We start from the raw sequence: 18,098 nt of genomic DNA, 5'->3' as shown, positions 1-18,098 counted from the left end.
GAGGTGCATGCCATGGCCAAAACACCGGATAGGGCACTCGACGCGGTCGTCGTTGGGCTCGGCACGTCCGGTCTGGCTTGTGTGCGCCACCTGTCGGCCGCGGGCCATCGGGTGGCGGCGACGGACACCCGAGCTGAGGCTCCGCACGCCATGACCGTCCGTGAGGCGCATCCGGAGGTAGACCTCTCACTGGGTGGGCTCGACGAGACACTCCTGGAGCGGGCTGAAGAGATTGTCCTGAGCCCCGGTGTTGATGCCCGCCTGCCTGCCTTGAAGCGGGCCGCGGCGCGTCGCCAGCCCATCATCAGTGAGATTGAATTGTTCGCCCGGTCGGTCACGGCACCGGTGGTGGCGATTACCGGCTCGAACGGCAAGAGCACAGTCACGCGGATGGTTGGCGCCATGGCTGAGGCCGCGGGTGTCGAGGCCGCGGTGGGTGGCAACCTCGGCCAGCCAGCACTTGATCTTCTGGCGACCTATCCTGCGGCGCCGCTGTTCATCCTTGAACTCTCGAGCTTTCAACTCGAGCACACCGACTCGCTCACGCCGGTCGCCGCTGCCGTGCTCAATCTCAGCCCTGATCACCTGGATCGGTATGACGACATGGCCGCCTATGGCGCGGCGAAGGCCCGCATTCTCAAGGGGGCGGATCGCGCCATCCTCAATGTCAACGACGCGGCGGTCCGAGCCATGGCGCAGCGCGAGCAGACCACGGTCTGGTTTAGCGACCAGCCCGGTGATGCGCGTGCGAGCTGGGCGATTGAGCAGCGCGCGGGCGAGGCCTGGCTGTGCCGTTCAGGTGAGGGTTTAATGGCCCAGGCTGACTTGCCGCTCGCCGGACGGCACAACGCCATCAATGCGCTCGCCGCCCTGGCGCTCGGCGATGCGGCTGGCCTGCCGATCACCGCCATGGTGAGGGCGCTCCGTGGATTCTCGGGGCTGCCGCATCGCGGTGAGACGGTGGTCCAGCGCCAAGGCCGTACCTGGATTAACGACTCCAAGGCCACCAACGTCGCGGCCGCCGTTGCGGCGGTCAGCGGCATGGCCGAGCCGGTTGTGCTGATGGCGGGCGGTGATGCCAAGGGCCAGTCCTTCGAGCCCCTGACTGCTGCCATGGCATCGGCTGGCCGCGCGGCTGTCGTCTTCGGGCAGGATGCTGCCGCGGTGGCCGAGGCCCTGGCCGACGTGGTGCCGGTAGCGGTTGTGGCTGATCTCGACGCTGCGGTTGAGCGCGCGCTCGCGCTGTCTCGGCCGGGTGATGTGGTCTTGTTATCGCCCGGGTGCGCGAGTCTGGATCAGTTCACGGATTACCGGGCCCGCGGCGAGCGGTTCCGAGCGCTGGTGGAGGGACTGGCTGATGGCTGAAGTCATGCTCCGTCCGCGGCTGGAGGCCCTGCTGGGTCATCGAGGGAGTTGGTGGGCCGATCTCGATCGCTCCCTGCTCGCCGCGCTCGCGCTGATTCTCTCGCTGGGCCTGGTCATGCTGGCCTCCGCCTCGGTCTCCGTGGCTGAGGAGGCCGGTGCCGGGCCCCTGCATTTTCTTACCCGCCAACTGATCTTCCTGCCAGTGGCCCTCACCGGCGCGCTCATCGCGCTGCGCATACCGCTCGAGCGCGTTCAGGCGCTCGCCACACCGTTGATGCTGTTTGCCGTGTTCCTGCTCACGCTGGTATTGGTTCCCGGGGTGGGACACGAGGCCAATGGGGCGACCCGCTGGCTGCCCATCGGGCTTTTCAACGTGCAGGTCTCCGAAGTGGCCCGCGTGTTGCTGCTGGTCTATGTAGCGGCACAGATCCAGCGTCACATTGTGGAGCTCCAGCAGTCCCCGCGGCCGCTGATTGGCTTGGCACTGGTCCTGGTGGTGGTGGGCCTGTTGCTGCTCGCACAGCCCGATTTCGGTTCACTCGCCATCCTGATCGCGACCGTTGGGACGATGGTGTTCATCGCCGGTACGCCCCTGCTCGTGTTGATGTTGCTGGCCAGCGCAGGCGGCGTGGGCGCGGCCGCCTTGATCGTCTCATCGCCCTACCGCCTGGAGCGTTTGATCGCCTTCCGCGACCCCTGGGCGGATCCGTTCGATACCGGCTTTCAGCTCACCCAGTCGCTGATCGCTGTGGGGCGCGGCGAGTGGCTGGGCGTGGGCCTGGGCAATAGCGTGCAGAAGCTTTACTACCTGCCAGAAGCACACACCGATTTCCTGTTTGCCGTGCTCGCCGAGGAACTGGGTTTTGTCGGGATGGCCGCGGTGATTGCGCTGTTTGCCTTCGTGGTCTGGCGGGCCTGCCTGATTGGCGCGCGTGCCCTGCGCGGCGATGACGTATTTGCCGGTCTGCTGGCCTATGGCGTGGGGGTGTGGCTTGCGCTGCAGACCTTCGTGAACATGGGCGTGAATCTCGGCCTGCTTCCCACCAAAGGTCTCACGCTGCCTTTGATGAGTTATGGCGGCAGCAGTCTGGTCATGAATGCCCTTGCTCTGGGGCTGTTATTGCGGGTCGATTTCGAGCAGCGCAGAGCGGCGCGGTCGGCGAGCCGGATGCCGCGGCGGGGGGTGCCCACATGAGTGTCACGCCGGTCATGATCGTCGCGGGCGGCACCGGTGGGCATGTGTTTCCTGCCCTGGCCGTGGCGCGTGAGCTGGAACGGCGCGGTACGCCGGTCATCTGGCTTGGAACGCCAGGCGGCCTGGAAGCGCGTGTGGTGCCCGAGGCGGGCATTGCCATGGAAACCACCACGGTCCGCGGGTTGCGGGGCAACGGGTTGCGCGGGTGGCTGATGGCCCCGTGGATGATCCTGTTGGCTGTCCTGCAGTGTCGCGCCGTGATCCGTCGCCATCAGCCACGCTCGATGCTGGGAATGGGTGGTTACGTGACGGGCCCTGCGGGCCTGGCTGCGCGATGGCTCGGCTGCCCGCTGGTGATTCATGAACAAAATGCGATCGCCGGGTTGACCAATCGTCTCCTCGCGCGGCTGGCCAGCCGGGTGCTGACGGGGCTCGAGGCCGAGTTCAGTCATCGCGTGGCCGCAGAGTTCACTGGTAACCCGGTGCGTGAGGCCATTGCGGCCTTGCCGGCACCGACAACGCGTTATGCCGAGCGCCAGGGTCCCATGCGGCTGCTGGTCATGGGTGGCAGTCTCGGTGCGCTGACCCTGAACCGGATTGTGCCGGCTGCGCTGGCAAGGCTCCCGGGCGACCAGCGCCCCGAGGTGCGCCATCAGGCGGGGCCGCGCACGCTCGAGACAGCGCGCCAGGCTTATGCCGATGCCCGGGTGGAGGCCACGGTCAGCGCGTTTATCGACGATATGGCCGAGGCGTATGGCTGGTGTGATCTTGTGATCTGCCGGGCGGGCGCGCTCACGGTCTCCGAACTTGCCACCGCCGGGGTGCCTGCGATTCTCGTGCCGTATCCCCATGCGGTGGATGATCATCAAAGCGCGAACGCGCGCCGTCTGGTCGAAGCGGGGGGTGCGGAGCTGATCGCTGATGATCAGCTGGAGGCGGATCGCCTGGCAGTGCGCCTTGAACGGCTCCTGAGCGATCGCCGGGTACTGGCCCACATGGGGGAAGCGGCAGGCGCCTTTGGTCGGCCTGATGCCGCCACGCGGGTTGCCGATGTGTGTCTGGAGGTGGCGGCATGACGGCCGAGTGGACCGGTCTTGCCGCGGGTGGCCCCGGCGCCATGGGCCAAGTGCGGCAATTGCATTTTGTCGGCATCGGCGGAGCCGGCATGGGTGGCATTGCGGAGGTGCTGCTCAACCTGGGTTATCGGGTCAGTGGTTCCGATCTGCGCGAGAACGCCGTGATCCACCACCTCAAGGCCCTTGGCGCGGAGGTCAGAATCGGGCATGACGCCGCTCATGTGGCGGCAGCCGATGCGGTGGTCACCTCTAGCGCCGTCACTGCAGATAATCCCGAGGTACTTGCGGCACGGGCCCGGCGCCTGCCCGTGGTACCCCGTGCCGAGATGCTGGCTGAGTTGATGCGCTTCCGGTTCGGCATTGCCGTGGCCGGCACACATGGCAAAACCACAACGACCAGCCTGGTGGCCAGCATCCTCGCCGAGGATGCCCTCGATCCAACCTTTGTGATTGGCGGGCGTCTGAACAGCGCGGCCAGTCATGCGCGCCTTGGAGCCGGTCGGTACCTGGTGGCGGAGGCGGATGAGAGTGATGCCTCGTTCCTCTACCTCAGCCCCATGATGGCCGTGCTCACGAATATCGACGAGGATCACCTCGGCACCTATGGCGGTGATTTCGAGCGCCTGCGCAACGCCTTTATCGAGTTCATTCACCATCTGCCGTTCTACGGACTCGCGGTGTTGTGTGATGACGATCCCTATTTGCGGGGGCTGGTAAATGAGCTCGCTCGGCCGGTGCGCACCTATGGTTTCGAGGCAACCGCCGATGTGCAGGCCGTTGACGTGCGGGCCGATGCCGGCCGTAGCCATTTCACGGTCACGGGTACGAGCACCGAGCCACTCCCGATTACCCTGAATTTACCGGGGCGCCACAACGTCCTGAACGCACTGGGTGCCATCACCGTAGCGAACGCGCTGGGTGTGTCAGATGCCGCTATCCAGCGGGCACTGCAGGGGTTCTCGGGGATCGGCCGGCGCTTTCAGCAGCTGGGCGCGTTACCTGTGGCCGGGGGTGAGGCGCTGTTGATGGATGATTACGCCCATCACCCTCGAGAGATTGCCGCCGTCCTTGAGGCGCTGCGTAGTGGCTGGCCCGATCATCGACTGGTCATCGCCTTTCAGCCCCATCGCTACAGCCGCACCCGGGATCTGTTCGAAGACTTTGCCCGGGTACTCAGCGACGCCGATGTGCTTCTCGTGACGGAGGTGTATCCGGCTGGCGAGACCGCGCTGCCCGGGGCGGATGCGCGCAGCCTGTGTCGTGCCATTCGCCAGCGTGGGCAGGTCGATCCGGTGTTTGTGGAAGGCATCGATGAGTTGTGCGCGATCCTGCCCTCGCAGCTCCAGGCCGACGACATCCTGATCACGCTGGGCGCGGGCAGCATTGGCGGCGCCCTGCCGCGGCTACTGAACGGGGAGGCGGGCGAATGACGACGCTACGTGGACGCCTTCGCCACGACGTGCCCATGGCGCGCTACACCACCTGGCGCGTCGGTGGGCCGGCAGAGACCGTCTATGAGCCGGCCGATGCTGCTGATCTGGCGTGCTTCATGACGAGTGATCAGCGCCGCGAGCCCATGCTTTGGCTGGGGCTTGGCAGCAATCTGCTGGTTCGGGACGGCGGCGTGCGTGGCTCGGTGATTCGGCTGCATCGCGGGTTGAGTGACATCGAGGATCTGGGTGCTGGGCGGGTTCGTGTGGGGGCCGGTGTCCCGTGCGCCAAACTGGCGCGCTGGTGCGCAAAGCACGGCTATGCCGGGGGCGCTTTTTTCGCCGGTATCCCGGGCACGGTCGGCGGCGCCCTCGCGATGAATGCCGGCGCTTGGGGCGGAGAGACCTGGGCACAGGTAACCGCCGTGCAAACGGTGGATCCCCAGGGTGAGCTGCGCGAGCGAGGGCTTGAGGATTTTCAGACCGGTTATCGGACCACGCAGGGTCCGGCCGATGAGTGGTTTACCGCGGCATGGCTTGCGTTCGTACCCGGCGGTGACCCGGATACCCTGCAGGCGGAGATGCGCGGCCTGCTGGGTGAGCGCGCCGAAACGCAGCCGACGGGTCTGCCGAGCGGCGGGTCGGTCTTTCGTAACCCCCCTGGCGATCATGCAGCACGGCTCATTGAGGCGGCCGGTTTGAAGGGCACGCAAGAGGGCGGCGCCTGGGTCTCGGACAAGCACGCGAATTTCATCGTCCATCGTGGCGAGGCGCGGGCGGCGGATATCGAGCGCTTGATTCGCCGGGTGCAGCGGGTGGTCGAGGAGACCGCCGGCGTCGCGCTCGTGCCAGAGGTCCGCATTGTCGGGGAGGCCAGTGATGACATCTGAACACCGTCATCCAGAGGCTGCCGAGCTCGGTCGCGTCGCCGTGCTCATGGGCGGGAGCTCCGCCGAGCGATCCATTTCGCTGGCGAGTGGGGCGGAGTGCTTGGCTGCCTTGCAGAGTCGAGGCGTGCGGGCCGAGGCCTACGACCCGGCAAGCAATGGCCTGAACGGCTTGGGCGACTATGACCGGGCATTTATTGCGCTGCATGGGCCAGGGGGTGAGGACGGCGTGATTCAGGGCGCGCTGGACGCCTTGGGTGTGCCGTACACCGGCGCGGGTGTGCTCGGCTCGGCGCTTGGCATGGACAAGTTACGCAGTAAGCAGATCTGGCGGGCCATGGGGCTTGCCACCCCGGATTTTCGGGTTCCGCAAACGGCCGAGGCCTTGCCGGAGGTTGCCGAGGCGCTGGGTCTGCCCTTGTTTGTTAAACCGCTTCGGGAAGGCTCGAGTTTGGGGACGACCCGTGTGCGGGTCCTGGACGAGCTCGAGCCAGCCTGGCGGGCGGCACGGGCATTTGGCGATGACGTGCTCATTGAGCGCTGCATCGAGGGCAATGAATACACCGTCGGGATTCTGGATGGGGAAGCCCTACCCACCATCCGCATCGACGTGGTGACCGACTTTTACGATTTCGAGGCGAAGTATCGCTCCGAAGCAACCCGAATGGCCATTCCAAGCGGTTTGCCCGCGGTGGCTGAGGAGCGGCTGGCGGCGCTGGCACTGGAGGCCTTTGCAGCGATCGGCGCCAGCGGCTGGGGACGCGTTGATGTGATGACCGATGCCGCCGGCGAGCACTGGCTGCTCGAGGTCAACACCGTACCGGGCATGACCGATCACTCCCTGGTGCCCGCTGCGGCCAAAGCCCGGGGCATCGAGTTCGATGAATTGGTCTGGCGAATTCTGCTGACCAGCTGGAGGCATGGTGAAACACGGTGAGTGGCGGAATCTTTCAAGGTCGGCGGTTGCTGATGGTCCTCGCGCTGGGCATCGCTTTGACGGCGGCAGGCTCATTGGCGCTGGATCATTGGCCGCAGGAGGCACCGCTGCCACTGGAGACGGTGCGCTTCGATGGCGATCTCAACCGGGTACAGGAGGGCGACCTGCGCGAAGCCTTGGCGGATCAGCTGGACGGTGGGCTGCTCGGTGTGGATGTCGGGGGGGTACGGCGAGCTGTCGAGTCCCTTGCCTGGGTGGAGAGCGCGGCCGTTCGGCGGGTCTGGCCGGACACCCTGCGGATTACGGTCACCGAGCAGACCCCCGTGGCGCAATGGGGGGGTGCGGCGCTCATGAATGCGGAGGCGCAGGTCTTTCGCCCACGGACGCTGCCGGAGGGGCTGCCCTCGCTGTCCGGACCACCGGGCAGCGCAGCGCGGGTGCTCGCGAAGTATCAGCGCCTTCGGATCGATTTGGCGCCGCTGGGGCTTACCCCGTCGGGGCTCACCCTCGACGAGCGTCGGGCCTGGACGGTATCGCTCAAGGACGGCGGCACGCTTCGGCTTGGCCGCGAAGAGACCGAAGCGCGGATGGCCCGGCTGATCAACGCCTGGCCCCGCATGAAACAGGCGCAGTCGCGGTCCGTGGCCGTGGTGGATCTGCGCTATCCCAATGGCTTTGCGCTGCGCTGGCAGGACGAGGAATGAAACGATGACACGGAAAACCGAACGCAACCTGCTGGTTGGCCTGGACATAGGCACATCCAAGGTCGTGGCAATCGTCGGGGAGATGCAAAGTGATGGCGACGTGGAGGTCATCGGCATTGGTTCGCATCCCTCGCGGGGCCTGAAAAAGGGTGTGGTGGTCAATATCGAATCCACGGTGCAGTCGATCCAGCGTGCGGTGGAGGAGGCCGAGCTGATGGCCGGTTGCGAGATCCACTCGGTCTACGTGGGAATCGCCGGCAGCCATGTCCGTTCGCTGAATTCCCACGGCATCGTCGCGATCAAGGAAAAGGAGGTCACCCAGGGGGATATCGAGCGCGTACTGGATGCCGCTCGGGCCGTGGCCATCCCGGCTGATCAGGAGATCCTGCACACCCTGCCTCAGGAGTACATCATCGATAGCCAGGAGGGTGTCCGCGAGCCGATCGGGATGTCCGGTGTTCGCCTGGAGGCCAAGGTGCATATGGTGACCGGCGCGGTCAGCGCGGCCCAGAACATCGTCAAGTGCATTCGGCGCTGTGGACTCGAGGTCGATGATGTCATTCTGGAGCAGCTCGCTTCGAGCTACGCGGTGCTCACTGACGATGAAAAGGAGCTGGGGGTCTGCCTCGTCGACATCGGCGGGGGCACCACGGACCTTGCCGTATTCACCGACGGTGCCATTCGGCACACCGCCGTTATTCCGATTGCCGGAGACCAGGTCACCAACGACATTGCCGTTGCCCTGCGCACCCCCACTCAGCATGCCGAGGAGATCAAGATGCGCTACGCCTGCGCGCTCTCCCAGCTGGCGAGCACCGAGGAGACCATTGAGGTGCCCTCGGTGGGGGATCGGTCGCCGCGGCGGCTCGCGCGTCAGACCCTCGCCGAGGTGGTTGAGCCCCGCTATGAGGAGCTCATGACGTTGGTCCAGGCCGAGCTGCGGCGCAGTGGCTTCGAGGATCTGATTGCTGCCGGCGTCGTCCTGACGGGCGGCAGCGCAAAGATGGAAGGCGCCGTTGACCTTGCTGAGGAGGTCTTTCATTCACCAGTGCGGCTTGGCATGCCGCAGCACATGACCGGACTCACGGATGTGGTCCGCAATCCGATTTACGCCACGGGGGTTGGCTTGCTGCATTGCGGCCATCTCCATCGCGGCGAGCGTCATCCGGATTTCTCCTCGAACAGCCGAGGCTTTGCCTCGGTGTGGAGCCGGATGAAGGACTGGTTCAAGGGTAATTTCTGATTCGCATAGGAGGTCCAGCGATGTTTGAGCTAATGGATTCTTTCAACCAGAACGCGGTGATCAAGGTCATCGGAGTGGGTGGCGGCGGTGGTAACGCCGTCCAGCATATGGTCTCGGCCGACGTGGATGGGGTGGATTTTATCTGCGCCAATACCGACGCCCAGGCCCTGAAAAACAGCTCGGCGCGCACCGCGTTGCAGCTGGGTCAGGAGATCACTAAGGGGTTGGGCGCCGGCGCAAACCCCTCCGTCGGACGGGATGCCGCCGAGGATGATCGGGAGCGCATCAGCGAAGTGCTCGACGGCGCGGATATGGTCTTCATCACCGCCGGGATGGGCGGTGGAACCGGCACAGGTGCAGCTCCGGTCGTTGCACAGATTGCCCGCGAGATGGGGGTGCTGACCGTGGCCGTGGTCACCAAGCCGTTCCCCTTTGAGGGCAAGAAGCGAATGACCATTGCCGAAGAGGGTATCCGTGAGCTGGAGCGGGAAGTGGATTCATTGATCACGATTCCCAATGAAAAGCTGCTCGCGGTCCTGGGCAAGGACTTGACCCTGCTGAATGCCTTCAAGTCCGCCAACGACGTGCTGCTGGGTGCCGTCAAGGGCATTGCCGAGCTGATTACCCGACCGGGCCTGATCAACGTCGACTTTGCGGACGTGCGGACCGTGATGTCGGAGATGGGAATGGCCGTTATGGGCTCTGGTGAGGCCGGCGGCGAGCATCGGGCGCGGGAAGCGGCTGAACGCGCGATCGCGTGTCCGCTGCTGGAAGACGTCAACATCGCCGGTGCACACGGCATTCTGGTGAATGTCACCGCGGGTCTGGATCTGTCGATCGGTGAGTTCGACGAGGTGGGTAACGCCGTGAAGGAGTTCGCCTCCGAGGATGCCACGGTGGTCGTCGGTACGGTGATCGATCCGGAGCTCGAAGGTGAGTTGCGGGTAACGGTGGTCGCCACCGGCCTGGCGGCAACGAAGACAGAGGCCGAACCGGTCGCTGCGCCCAGGCTGGTGACGCGAACGGCGAATGGCGAGGTCGATTACGACGCCCTTGAACGGCCGGCCGTTGCGCGTAAGCGGGCAGCTGCTGGCGGTGGTGCGTCCGAGTCAGAAGGCGACATGGAGTATCTCGACATTCCCGCGTTCCTTCGGCGCCAGGCGGACTAGCACCACGCCGTGTCACTTAACATGATGTTTCTGTTACACTGGCGTGATAACTTTTGGGGGCGTAACCGCGGGACTGGCTGAGCATGATTCGACAACGCACGCTGAAGAACAGCATTCGGGCGACCGGTGTCGGCCTGCATACCGGTGAGAAAGTCTATCTCACCCTGCGACCGGCACCGGCCAATACCGGCATCCGCTTCTGCCGCCTGGATCTTGATCCTGTGGTGGAAATTGCCGCCCATCCCGAAAACGTTGGCGATACCGTGCTTTCCACTTGCCTGGTCAAAGATGGGGTGCGCGTTGCGACGGTTGAGCATCTTCTCTCCGCCATGGCGGGGCTGGGTATCGATAATGCCTATGTGGATCTCTCAGCGCCGGAAGTGCCGATCATGGATGGCAGTGCTGGCCCGTTCGTTTTTCTGATCCGATCCGCAGGCACCCAGGAGCAGGAGGCGCCGAAGCGCTTTGTGCGGATCACCCGCAAGCTCCTCATAGAAGATGCGGACGGCAAGTCGGTCAGCTTCGAGCCGCATGACGGGTTCAAGGTAGGCTATACGCTCGATTTCGACCATCCGGTCTTTAAATCGGGTGCCCGCACAGCAGAAGTCGATTTCTCATCGACGTCCTTTGTGAAAGAAGTGAGTCGCGCTCGAACCTTTGGTTTCATGCGTGACATCGAACAGCTCCGACAGAACAACCTTGCGTTGGGCGGCAGTCTGGATAACGCGATCGTCGTCGATGACTTCCGGGTCCTGAATGAGGATGGCCTGCGTTATCAGGACGAATTTGCCAAGCACAAGATCCTGGATGCGATCGGTGATCTCTATCAGCTCAACCGGAGCCTGATCGGCGCATTCCATGGCTACAAGTCGGGCCATGAGATGAACAACCGGCTGCTGCTGGCACTGCTTGAAAATGCGGATGCCTGGGAAGAGGTGACGTTCGAGAATGAAGCGGACGTGCCCATCGCCTACGACCAGCCCCTGCCGGTGACCTGAAGGCTATTGCCGGCGGCGTGTCGCTAGCCGGCGTAATGCTTCCGCCAGTCGCGGGTCATCACAGGCCCGGGCGGTTTCCTCCAAATTGTCTACAGCGCTTTCGCTTAACACCTGTTGGCGGGATGCCGGACGGTCGGGTGATCGCGGCGTCAGGATCCGGATCTGGATTCGCTTCGGCCGCTGGCCTCGCAGTTCGCCGGCCGCTTCAAGCAGCGCCTCCTGATGGCCACGCAGCGCTGTCGCCCAAACCGGGCTGTCTACAGCCAGCACCAGGGCGTCGGCGGATAGCGCGGCGACCCGCCAATGACCCTGCAGTCGATCAGGCAGCACGGCCGTCAGGGCCTGCATAGCACGGTCCAGCTCGCGGGTCTGGCGCCGAAGCCTGGCCAGATCCCCGCGCTGACTGTCGAGCAGTCTGCGAACCGGTGCGGGTCCACTCCGCTTGTCATCTGCCATGGCGCGTCCTGATTTTCAGCAGGTCAATGCGCTATAGTAACGCGTCATTCACCAGCGCCAATCGGACACCTCATGCTGAGCGGAATCGCAAAAAAGGTCTTCGGCAGCCGCAATGACCGTCTGGTCAAGAAGCTGCGCCGTCAGGTCGGTCGTATCAATGAACTTGAGCCCCGGATGCAGGCGCTCGATGATGAGGCGCTGCAGGCCCTTACGCCGGCGCTGCGCGAGCGGGTCGCCAACGGTGAAACCCTCGACGCCATTCTTCCGGAGGCATTCGCGGCCGTGCGCGAGGCGGCGAATCGCACGCTCGGTCTGCGTCACTTCGATGTTCAGCTGATCGGTGGCATGGTCCTGCATCACGGCCAAATTGCCGAGATGAAAACCGGTGAGGGTAAAACGCTCGTCGCCACGCTGGCCGCGTACCTCAATGCCCTCTCAGGGGAAGGGGTGCACATCATCACGGTCAACGACTATCTGGCCCGACGTGACTCGGAATGGATGGGACGGGTATTTCGGTTCCTCGGCCTCGAGGTAGGTGTCGTCGTGCCTGGCATGGATGGCGAGACCAAGCGCGCGGCCTACCAGGCGGATATTACCTACGGCACCAACAACGAGTTCGGGTTTGACTACCTCCGCGACAACATGGCCCTGCGTGCGGAAGATCGCATGCAGCGGGGCCGCCATTTCGCGATTGTCGATGAGGTGGACTCGATCCTGATCGACGAGGCCCGGACGCCGCTCATCATTTCGGGTAAAGCCGAGCAGTCGAGCGAGCTCTATCTCAGCATGAACCGGGTTGTGCCAGCGCTCGAGCGCCAGGAAGAAGAGAACGGACCCGGCGATTATTATCTCGACGAGCAGGCTCGGCAGGCCTTTCTGACCGAGTCGGGTCAGGAGCGTGCAGAGGTCCTGCTGCAAGATGCGGGCCTACTCGGCGAGGGCGAGAGCCTGTATGACGCGCGCAACATTGCTATGGTGCACCACCTCAATGCCGCGCTGCGGGCGCATACCCTGTTCCAGCGCGATGTGCACTACCTGGTGCGCGATGGCCAGATTGTCATTGTGGATGAGTTCACGGGGCGGGCGATGCCGGGCCGGCGCTGGTCAGAGGGCCTCCATCAGGCCATCGAGGCCAAGGAAGGTGTCGACATTCAGGCCGAGAACCAGACGCTGGCCTCCATCACCTTCCAGAATTACTTCCGGATGTACAACAAGCTCTCGGGCATGACCGGCACGGCGGACACGGAGGCCTACGAGTTCCAGCATATCTATGGCCTCGAGGTGGCGGTCATTCCGACGCATCGGCCAATGGTCAGGGCCGACCACCATGACCTGGTGTTCCTCAACCAAGACGACAAATACGCGGCCATCATCGACGACATCAAAGACTGCAACAGCCGGGGGCAGCCGGTGTTGGTGGGCACGACGTCCATTGAGAGTTCGGAGTTGATCTCCAGCGCCCTGTCCGAGGCGAAGATTCATCACGAGGTGCTGAATGCCAAACAGCACGAGCGTGAGGCCGGGATTATCGCCCAGGCCGGTCAGCCTGGCGCAGTCACCATCGCAACGAATATGGCCGGACGCGGGACGGACATCGTGCTGGGTGGCAATTTTGATGTGGAACTGGCGGATCTCGGTGACGCCACCGATGCCCAGATCGCCGCGCGGCGCGAAGACTGGCAGCAACGGCATGATGCCGTCCTCGAAGCCGGGGGACTGCACGTGATCGGTACCGAGCGGCATGAATCGCGGCGTATTGATAACCAGCTGCGGGGTCGCTCGGGTCGCCAGGGTGATCCGGGCTCCACCCGCTTTTTCCTGTCTCTGGATGACAGCCTGCTGCGGATTTTCGCCTCCGAGCGGGTCTCGGGCATGATGCAGCGCCTGGGTATGCAGGAGGGCGAGGCGATCGAGAGTGGCATGGTCTCGCGGGTGATCGAAAACGCCCAGCGCAAGGTCGAGGCGCACAACTTTGATATCCGCAAGCACCTGCTGGATTTCGATGACGTCGCCAACGATCAGCGCCGGGTGATTTACGCCCAGCGCAACGAACTGCTGGAGTCTGATGATATCTCCGGCACGATCGTTGACATGCAAAATGACGTGCTCGCCGGTCTGATTAATGCGCACATGCCCCCCGGCACGATCGAGGATCAGTGGGATGTCCCGGCGCTGGAGGAGGCTGTCCAGGCCCAGTTCGGCGTCGACGTCCCGGTCTGTCAGTGGCTGGATGACGATGAGGAGCTCGATCCGGAAGGCGTGCGCGAGCGCCTGGAGCAGGCGGTAGCAGCGCATTACGAAGACAAGGAGCGCTCAGTTGAGGCCATCGGCGTCGATATGCGCGAGGTGGAGAAGAGCTTCTTGCTGCAGGTCCTCGATAACCAGTGGAAAGAACATCTGGCCGCCATGGACTTCATGCGCCAGGGCATTGGCCTGCGTGGGATGGCACAGCGCAATCCGAAGCAGGAGTTCAAGAAAGAAGCCTTCCAGATGTTTCAGGAAATGCTGGAGGGGATTAAGCGCGAGACCGTGCGCATCCTGTTCAATGTGAATGTCCGCTCCCAGGAAGACGCCCAGGCGGCGGAGGCGCAACGGGAGCAGGAGCGAGCCCGGGCGATGCAGTTCCAGCATGCCGAGAGCAATGCGCTGGAGGGTGGTGGCACGTCCGAGGCCTCGGGCGCCGGTCGCGAGACCGAGCGTCAGCCGTTTGTGCGCGGCGAGCGCAAGGTGGGGCGTAACGAGGCCTGCCCCTGCGGCTCAGGCAAAAAATACAAGCACTGCCATGGCCGGCTGGATGGCTAGCGAGCGACCGCATGGCAGTGGGTGACGCGGCACGCCCAGTGCTTCACCCCGTCGCGGGTGTCCGGCTGGGGACGGTGTCAGCAGGCATTCGCCGCCCGGGTGAGCGGGATCTTGTCCTGATCGAATGTACCGGATCGGTTCGCATCGCCGGGGTGTTTACCCGTAATCAGTTTCGTGCGGCGCCCGTTCGCGCGGCCGAGGCCCACCTGGCCAGTGACCAACCCCGCTATCTGCTGATCAACACCGGCAATGCCAATGCGGGGACCGGTGCGGCTGGCGAGGCCGCCGTGCAGAGCAACTGCCAGGCACTGGCCGATACGATCGGCTGTCGACCAACGGAAGTTCTCCCCTACTCCACAGGCGTGATCGGGGAGCCGCTGCCTGCCGCCACGATCAATGCTGCACTGCCCGCGGTCCAGGCGGCGCTTGATGAAAATGGTTGGGCATTAGCGGCGGATGGGATCCGCACGACCGATACGCGGCCAAAGGGGCGCAGTCAGCAGATCGCGTTATCCGGCGGCACGGTGACCTTGACGGGGATTGCCAAGGGCTCGGGGATGATCCGCCCGGACATGGCGACCATGCTCGCGTTTATCGCAACCGATGCCGACATCGAGGCAGGGCTGCTGCGCCAGCTGCTGCGTGAGGCAACCGCTGTGAGCTTTAACCGAATCACCGTCGATGGCGATACCTCAACCAACGACGCCTGCACCCTGATCGCCACGGGCCAAAGTGATGTCGCGGTGGATTCGGATAGCGCAGACCGCGCGCGGTTTACCGAGGCATTGCAGGATTTATGTCAGGCGTTAGCGCGGGAAATCGTCGCGGACGGGGAAGGGGCAACCCGGCTCGTCAGTGTGGAGGTGATCGGTGCAAAGCGCGTCGCCGAGGCTGAGCGTGTGGCATTTACCGTTGCGGAATCGCCATTGGTTAAAACCGCGGTGTTTGCGGGCGATCCGAACTGGGGCCGCATCCTCGCGGCGGTGGGCCGGGCCGGTGTGGATGACCTGCAGGTAGACGGCGTTGCCATAGCTATCGATGGTCTGCCGATTGCCGATCAGGGCGGCGTGAGTCCGCGCTACGACGAAGCGCTCACCTGTGCGCGTATGCGTGCCGATGCCTTCACGATCACCATTGATCTTGGCCGCGGTGAGCAATCAGCGACGGTCTGGACCTGTGATCTGTCTTACGAATACATCCGCATCAATGCCGAATACCGGAGCTGAGGGGGTTAGCGGCGACGCCCTGCAGGTGGCGGTTGGCGTGGTTCGGGATGCGGCTGATCGTGTGTTGATCGCCCAACGCGCGCCGGCGCGGCATCAAGGCGGATACTGGGAGTTCCCAGGCGGAAAGATTGAGCCCAACGAGACCGCGGAAAGCGCGCTGACGCGTGAGCTTGCCGAGGAGTTGGGTATCACCGTTCAGGCGACGCGGCCGTTGATCTGTGTCCCGCATGATTACGGCGATCGCCGGGTTTATCTGAATGTCCTTGAGGTGCTCGATTACACCGGGGTGCCCGCTGGCCTTGAAGAACAACCCCTGCGCTGGCTTACAACGGATGCGTTGGATCCGGCGGCGTTTCCGGCGGCCAATCGCGCGATTATCAGCGCGCTCCAGTTGCCACTGCATTACGTGATCAGCCCGGACTGTACCGACCCGAGCGCCTGGCTTGCCGGCCTGCAAGCCGCACTTCAACGCGGTGAGCGGCTCATTCAGTTTCGCGTGCGAGCCCTGGCGGGCAGCGACCGGTCTGCGCTGGCCGCTGAAGCGCTCCGTCGATGCCATGCGCATGGCGCGCGACTGCTGATCAATGGTGATGCGGCGCTAGCGCGCAGCATTGGCGCTGAAGGGGTGCATTGGACGGCGGCACAACTGCAGCAGTTGTCGCGGCAGGACGTGCTGGCTGCCGGCGTGTCGGGCGGGTCCTGTCATTCACCGGCCGAGCTTGCCCTCGCCGAGTCACTCGGCCTGGATTTCGCTGTGCTGAGCCCCGTTGCGGCGACCCGGAGTCATCCGGAGGCGACCCCCTTGGGGTGGGGCCAATTCACACAATGGGTATCCGAGACCGCCTTGCCAGTGTATGCGCTGGGTGGCATGCGCCCGGATGATTGGGACCAGGCGCGCGCCGCGGGTGCGCAAGGCGTCGCCGGGATCAGTGGGTTCTGAGTTTAATCCGAGTCCTCGTCCGGTAGCTCGGCAGGCTCACCGGGAATGTGGTGGGCCTCCTCAAACCATTCCCCCAGATCGATCAGCCGGCAGCGCCGCGAGCAGAACGGTCGCTCGGGTGCCGCCTCACTCCAGGTCACCGTCGTGCCGCACTGTGGGCACGGGACCGTCGGTTTCGATTTAGATGACGCAGCGCTCAAGTGTGAAGGTGACATCGCGACTGACCTGTTGGGGACGTTCGCCCTTCTGGGGCTGGGTGAGGAAGCGGATATTCAGGTAGTGGCGGTTGCCGCTGATTTCGGGATAGCACTGACTCTGCTGATCCAGCAGGACGCGAAGCAACTGATAGGGAGTCGACTTATCCAGCGTGGTCTGGAAAGAACCGCCCTCGGCCAATTGCTCGACCGGGTCTGCGCTGCCTCTGAGCAGGCGCAGGACGAGCTCGGTCCCCTCGTCGATGAGCTGAAACGCATCATGCCAATCCCGAAGCAGGGCGCGGCGCTCCGCGAGCGGCGATTCCAGCCACAGGTGATAGGTGGGTAGATCGAAGGCACAAGTGCCACCGAGTACCCCCGCACGCTGCTCAATCGCCGTGAGGAAATCGTTTTCGCGCACGATGGCAGGAATGCCCGTGGGGGCCTCACGCAGGCGCTGGCTGACACTGTCGCACTCGCTGAGCACTGGGGTGAGCAAATGCTCGTCCACACCGGGTTTGGCCTGCAGGTTCTCGAGACTCGACTGCATACGATCGAGTTCTTTTTGCAGCTCGGAGCGAATGTCGCTTCGCTCCAGCAGCGCCTTCAGGCTGAGCAGCGCATCGACGGCGCAGCGCGTGTGCCAGGCTGAGCCGCCCTCCATACCAAAGCGCAGCTGGGCAAAGAAGAATTCAAGACGCAGGAACGTACGCATCCGCTCATTCAGCGGGTGCTCGTAGTTCAGGGTCTTTAGCCCTTGATCGTCCGCGTGCATGCAGGCCCCGTGTCCATCTACCTCCAGCATTGTCTATCACGAGAGGTAATGGCAGCAAATTACCGGTTTTTGTCGGCGATTGCTCGGTATTGGCGGTCGAGGGCGCTGACGGCATCATCCAGCGCCTCAGGCGTGGCGGTGTTGTCGATGACCTCGTCGGCGATGGCCAGGCGCTGTTCGCGACTGGCCTGACTCGCCAGCCTACGGGCGGCCTGGTCTGCGTCGATTTGTTCGCGTTGCATGAGTCGGGCGCGCTGTAATGAGGCCGGCGCGTCGACAACGAGCACGCGATCGGCCAGGTCCTGCCACCCGGTTTCGGCGAGCAGCGGGATAACGACCAGGGCATAGGGGGCCTCCAGCTCCCGCAAAGCGGCGCTGACGCGAGCACGAATCCGCGGGTGTGTGATGGCCTCGAGCTTTCTCCGGGCGTCCGCATCGGAGAAGATCTGTTCACTCAACGCCTGACGATTGGCGGTACCGTCGGCGTTCATGATGGCCTCGCCGAAGGTCGATCGCACGGCCGCGAGTCCTTCGGTGCCGGGCACGATGACCTCTCGCGCTAGCTGATCCGTATCGATGACGGGGACGCCGCGTGCGGCAAAGCGATCGCTGACCTGCGTTTTCCCGGCCGCGATACCGCCGGTGAGTGCGACGACCAGTGGCTGATGCGCGGATGAGTCAGTCAACGCTGGCGGCCTCCT

Annotated in this window: 17 protein-coding genes; 13 read left to right on the top strand and 4 right to left on the bottom strand. The window is 64.2% G+C overall.

Going from position 1 to position 18,098, the window contains the following annotated elements; translation table 11 throughout:
• Nucleotides 1-12 precede the first annotated feature (12 nt).
• The 10 genes from murD (at nucleotide 13) to lpxC (ending at nucleotide 11,004) form a co-directional block, all read left to right on the top strand.
• Entirely contained in the window at nucleotides 13-1,365 is a 1,353-nt protein-coding gene (gene murD / locus SPISAL_RS06945) for a UDP-N-acetylmuramoyl-L-alanine--D-glutamate ligase (RefSeq protein ID WP_041389833.1), read from the top strand.
• Nucleotides 1,358-2,560: a putative lipid II flippase FtsW gene (gene ftsW / locus SPISAL_RS06940; protein ID WP_016353768.1), complete on the top strand. Its 1,203-nt coding sequence runs from the start codon at nucleotides 1,358-1,360 to the stop codon at nucleotides 2,558-2,560. Before murD ends, ftsW begins: the two co-directional genes overlap by 8 nt.
• Complete coding sequence (murG, locus tag SPISAL_RS06935) at nucleotides 2,557-3,636, top strand: undecaprenyldiphospho-muramoylpentapeptide beta-N-acetylglucosaminyltransferase (protein ID WP_016353767.1); 1,080 nt, start codon at nucleotides 2,557-2,559, stop codon at nucleotides 3,634-3,636. Before ftsW ends, murG begins: the two co-directional genes overlap by 4 nt.
• A complete protein-coding gene (gene murC / locus SPISAL_RS06930) occupies nucleotides 3,633-5,066 on the top strand; it encodes a UDP-N-acetylmuramate--L-alanine ligase (RefSeq protein WP_016353766.1) in 1,434 nt (477 codons plus the stop codon). Before murG ends, murC begins: the two co-directional genes overlap by 4 nt.
• A complete protein-coding gene (gene murB / locus SPISAL_RS06925) occupies nucleotides 5,063-5,956 on the top strand; it encodes a UDP-N-acetylmuramate dehydrogenase (RefSeq protein ID WP_016353765.1) in 894 nt (297 codons plus the stop codon). Before murC ends, murB begins: the two co-directional genes overlap by 4 nt.
• Nucleotides 5,946-6,890: a D-alanine--D-alanine ligase gene (locus SPISAL_RS06920; RefSeq protein WP_016353764.1), complete on the top strand. Its 945-nt coding sequence runs from the start codon at nucleotides 5,946-5,948 to the stop codon at nucleotides 6,888-6,890. Before murB ends, SPISAL_RS06920 begins: the two co-directional genes overlap by 11 nt.
• The gene (locus SPISAL_RS06915; RefSeq protein WP_016353763.1) at nucleotides 6,887-7,594 is read left to right on the top strand and encodes a cell division protein FtsQ/DivIB; all 708 of its coding nucleotides are present in this window, start codon (nucleotides 6,887-6,889) and stop codon (nucleotides 7,592-7,594) included. Before SPISAL_RS06920 ends, SPISAL_RS06915 begins: the two co-directional genes overlap by 4 nt.
• A gap of 4 nt (nucleotides 7,595-7,598) precedes the next feature.
• On the top strand, nucleotides 7,599-8,837 hold the full coding sequence (gene ftsA / locus SPISAL_RS06910; protein ID WP_016353762.1) for a cell division protein FtsA: 1,239 nt from the start codon (nucleotides 7,599-7,601) through the stop codon (nucleotides 8,835-8,837).
• A 20-nt stretch (nucleotides 8,838-8,857) separates the two neighbouring features.
• Nucleotides 8,858-10,006, top strand: a complete 1,149-nt coding sequence (gene ftsZ / locus SPISAL_RS06905) for a cell division protein FtsZ (RefSeq protein WP_016353761.1) — start codon at nucleotides 8,858-8,860, stop codon at nucleotides 10,004-10,006.
• A gap of 83 nt (nucleotides 10,007-10,089) precedes the next feature.
• Nucleotides 10,090-11,004, top strand: a complete 915-nt coding sequence (gene lpxC / locus SPISAL_RS06900) for a UDP-3-O-acyl-N-acetylglucosamine deacetylase (RefSeq protein ID WP_016353760.1) — start codon at nucleotides 10,090-10,092, stop codon at nucleotides 11,002-11,004.
• Nucleotides 11,005-11,007: 3 nt separating this feature from the next.
• Here lpxC and SPISAL_RS06895 read toward each other — a convergent pair whose 3' ends face one another.
• Complete coding sequence (locus tag SPISAL_RS06895) at nucleotides 11,008-11,460, bottom strand: DciA family protein (RefSeq protein WP_016353759.1); 453 nt, start codon at nucleotides 11,458-11,460, stop codon at nucleotides 11,008-11,010.
• Nucleotides 11,461-11,532: 72 nt separating this feature from the next.
• On the opposite strand from SPISAL_RS06895, the gene secA reads away from it, so the two are divergent.
• From secA to SPISAL_RS06880, 3 genes are read left to right on the top strand one after another with little or no spacing between them, the layout of a single operon-like run.
• Nucleotides 11,533-14,262: a preprotein translocase subunit SecA gene (gene secA / locus SPISAL_RS06890; RefSeq protein ID WP_016353758.1), complete on the top strand. Its 2,730-nt coding sequence runs from the start codon at nucleotides 11,533-11,535 to the stop codon at nucleotides 14,260-14,262.
• Nucleotides 14,263-14,273: 11 nt separating this feature from the next.
• On the top strand, nucleotides 14,274-15,488 hold the full coding sequence (argJ, locus tag SPISAL_RS06885) for a bifunctional glutamate N-acetyltransferase/amino-acid acetyltransferase ArgJ (protein WP_016353757.1): 1,215 nt from the start codon (nucleotides 14,274-14,276) through the stop codon (nucleotides 15,486-15,488).
• Entirely contained in the window at nucleotides 15,469-16,428 is a 960-nt protein-coding gene (locus SPISAL_RS06880; RefSeq protein ID WP_016353756.1) for a Nudix family hydrolase, read from the top strand. The genes argJ and SPISAL_RS06880 overlap by 20 nt, the downstream gene beginning before the upstream one ends.
• A 2-nt stretch (nucleotides 16,429-16,430) precedes the next feature.
• Here SPISAL_RS06880 and SPISAL_RS06875 read toward each other — a convergent pair whose 3' ends face one another.
• Genes SPISAL_RS06875 through coaE form a run of 3 tightly spaced genes read right to left on the bottom strand, consistent with a single transcriptional unit; the run spans nucleotide 16,431 to nucleotide 18,083 of the window.
• Nucleotides 16,431-16,643, bottom strand: coding sequence for a DNA gyrase inhibitor YacG (locus SPISAL_RS06875; RefSeq protein ID WP_051111931.1), 213 nt, complete (start codon nucleotides 16,641-16,643; stop codon nucleotides 16,431-16,433).
• Nucleotides 16,609-17,397 carry a cell division protein ZapD gene (gene zapD, locus SPISAL_RS06870; protein WP_016353754.1) on the bottom strand — a complete coding sequence of 263 codons (789 nt, stop codon included), beginning with the start codon at nucleotides 17,395-17,397 and terminating at the stop codon, nucleotides 16,609-16,611. The genes SPISAL_RS06875 and zapD overlap by 35 nt, the downstream gene beginning before the upstream one ends.
• A 59-nt stretch (nucleotides 17,398-17,456) precedes the next feature.
• Entirely contained in the window at nucleotides 17,457-18,083 is a 627-nt protein-coding gene (gene coaE / locus SPISAL_RS06865; RefSeq protein WP_016353753.1) for a dephospho-CoA kinase, read from the bottom strand.
• Nucleotides 18,084-18,098: the final 15 nt, after the last annotated feature.

The sequence above is a fragment of the Spiribacter salinus M19-40 genome (assembly GCF_000319575.2).
Taxonomy (GTDB): domain Bacteria; phylum Pseudomonadota; class Gammaproteobacteria; order Nitrococcales; family Nitrococcaceae; genus Spiribacter; species Spiribacter salinus.
This window is presented reverse-complemented; position numbering and strand designations above follow the sequence as displayed.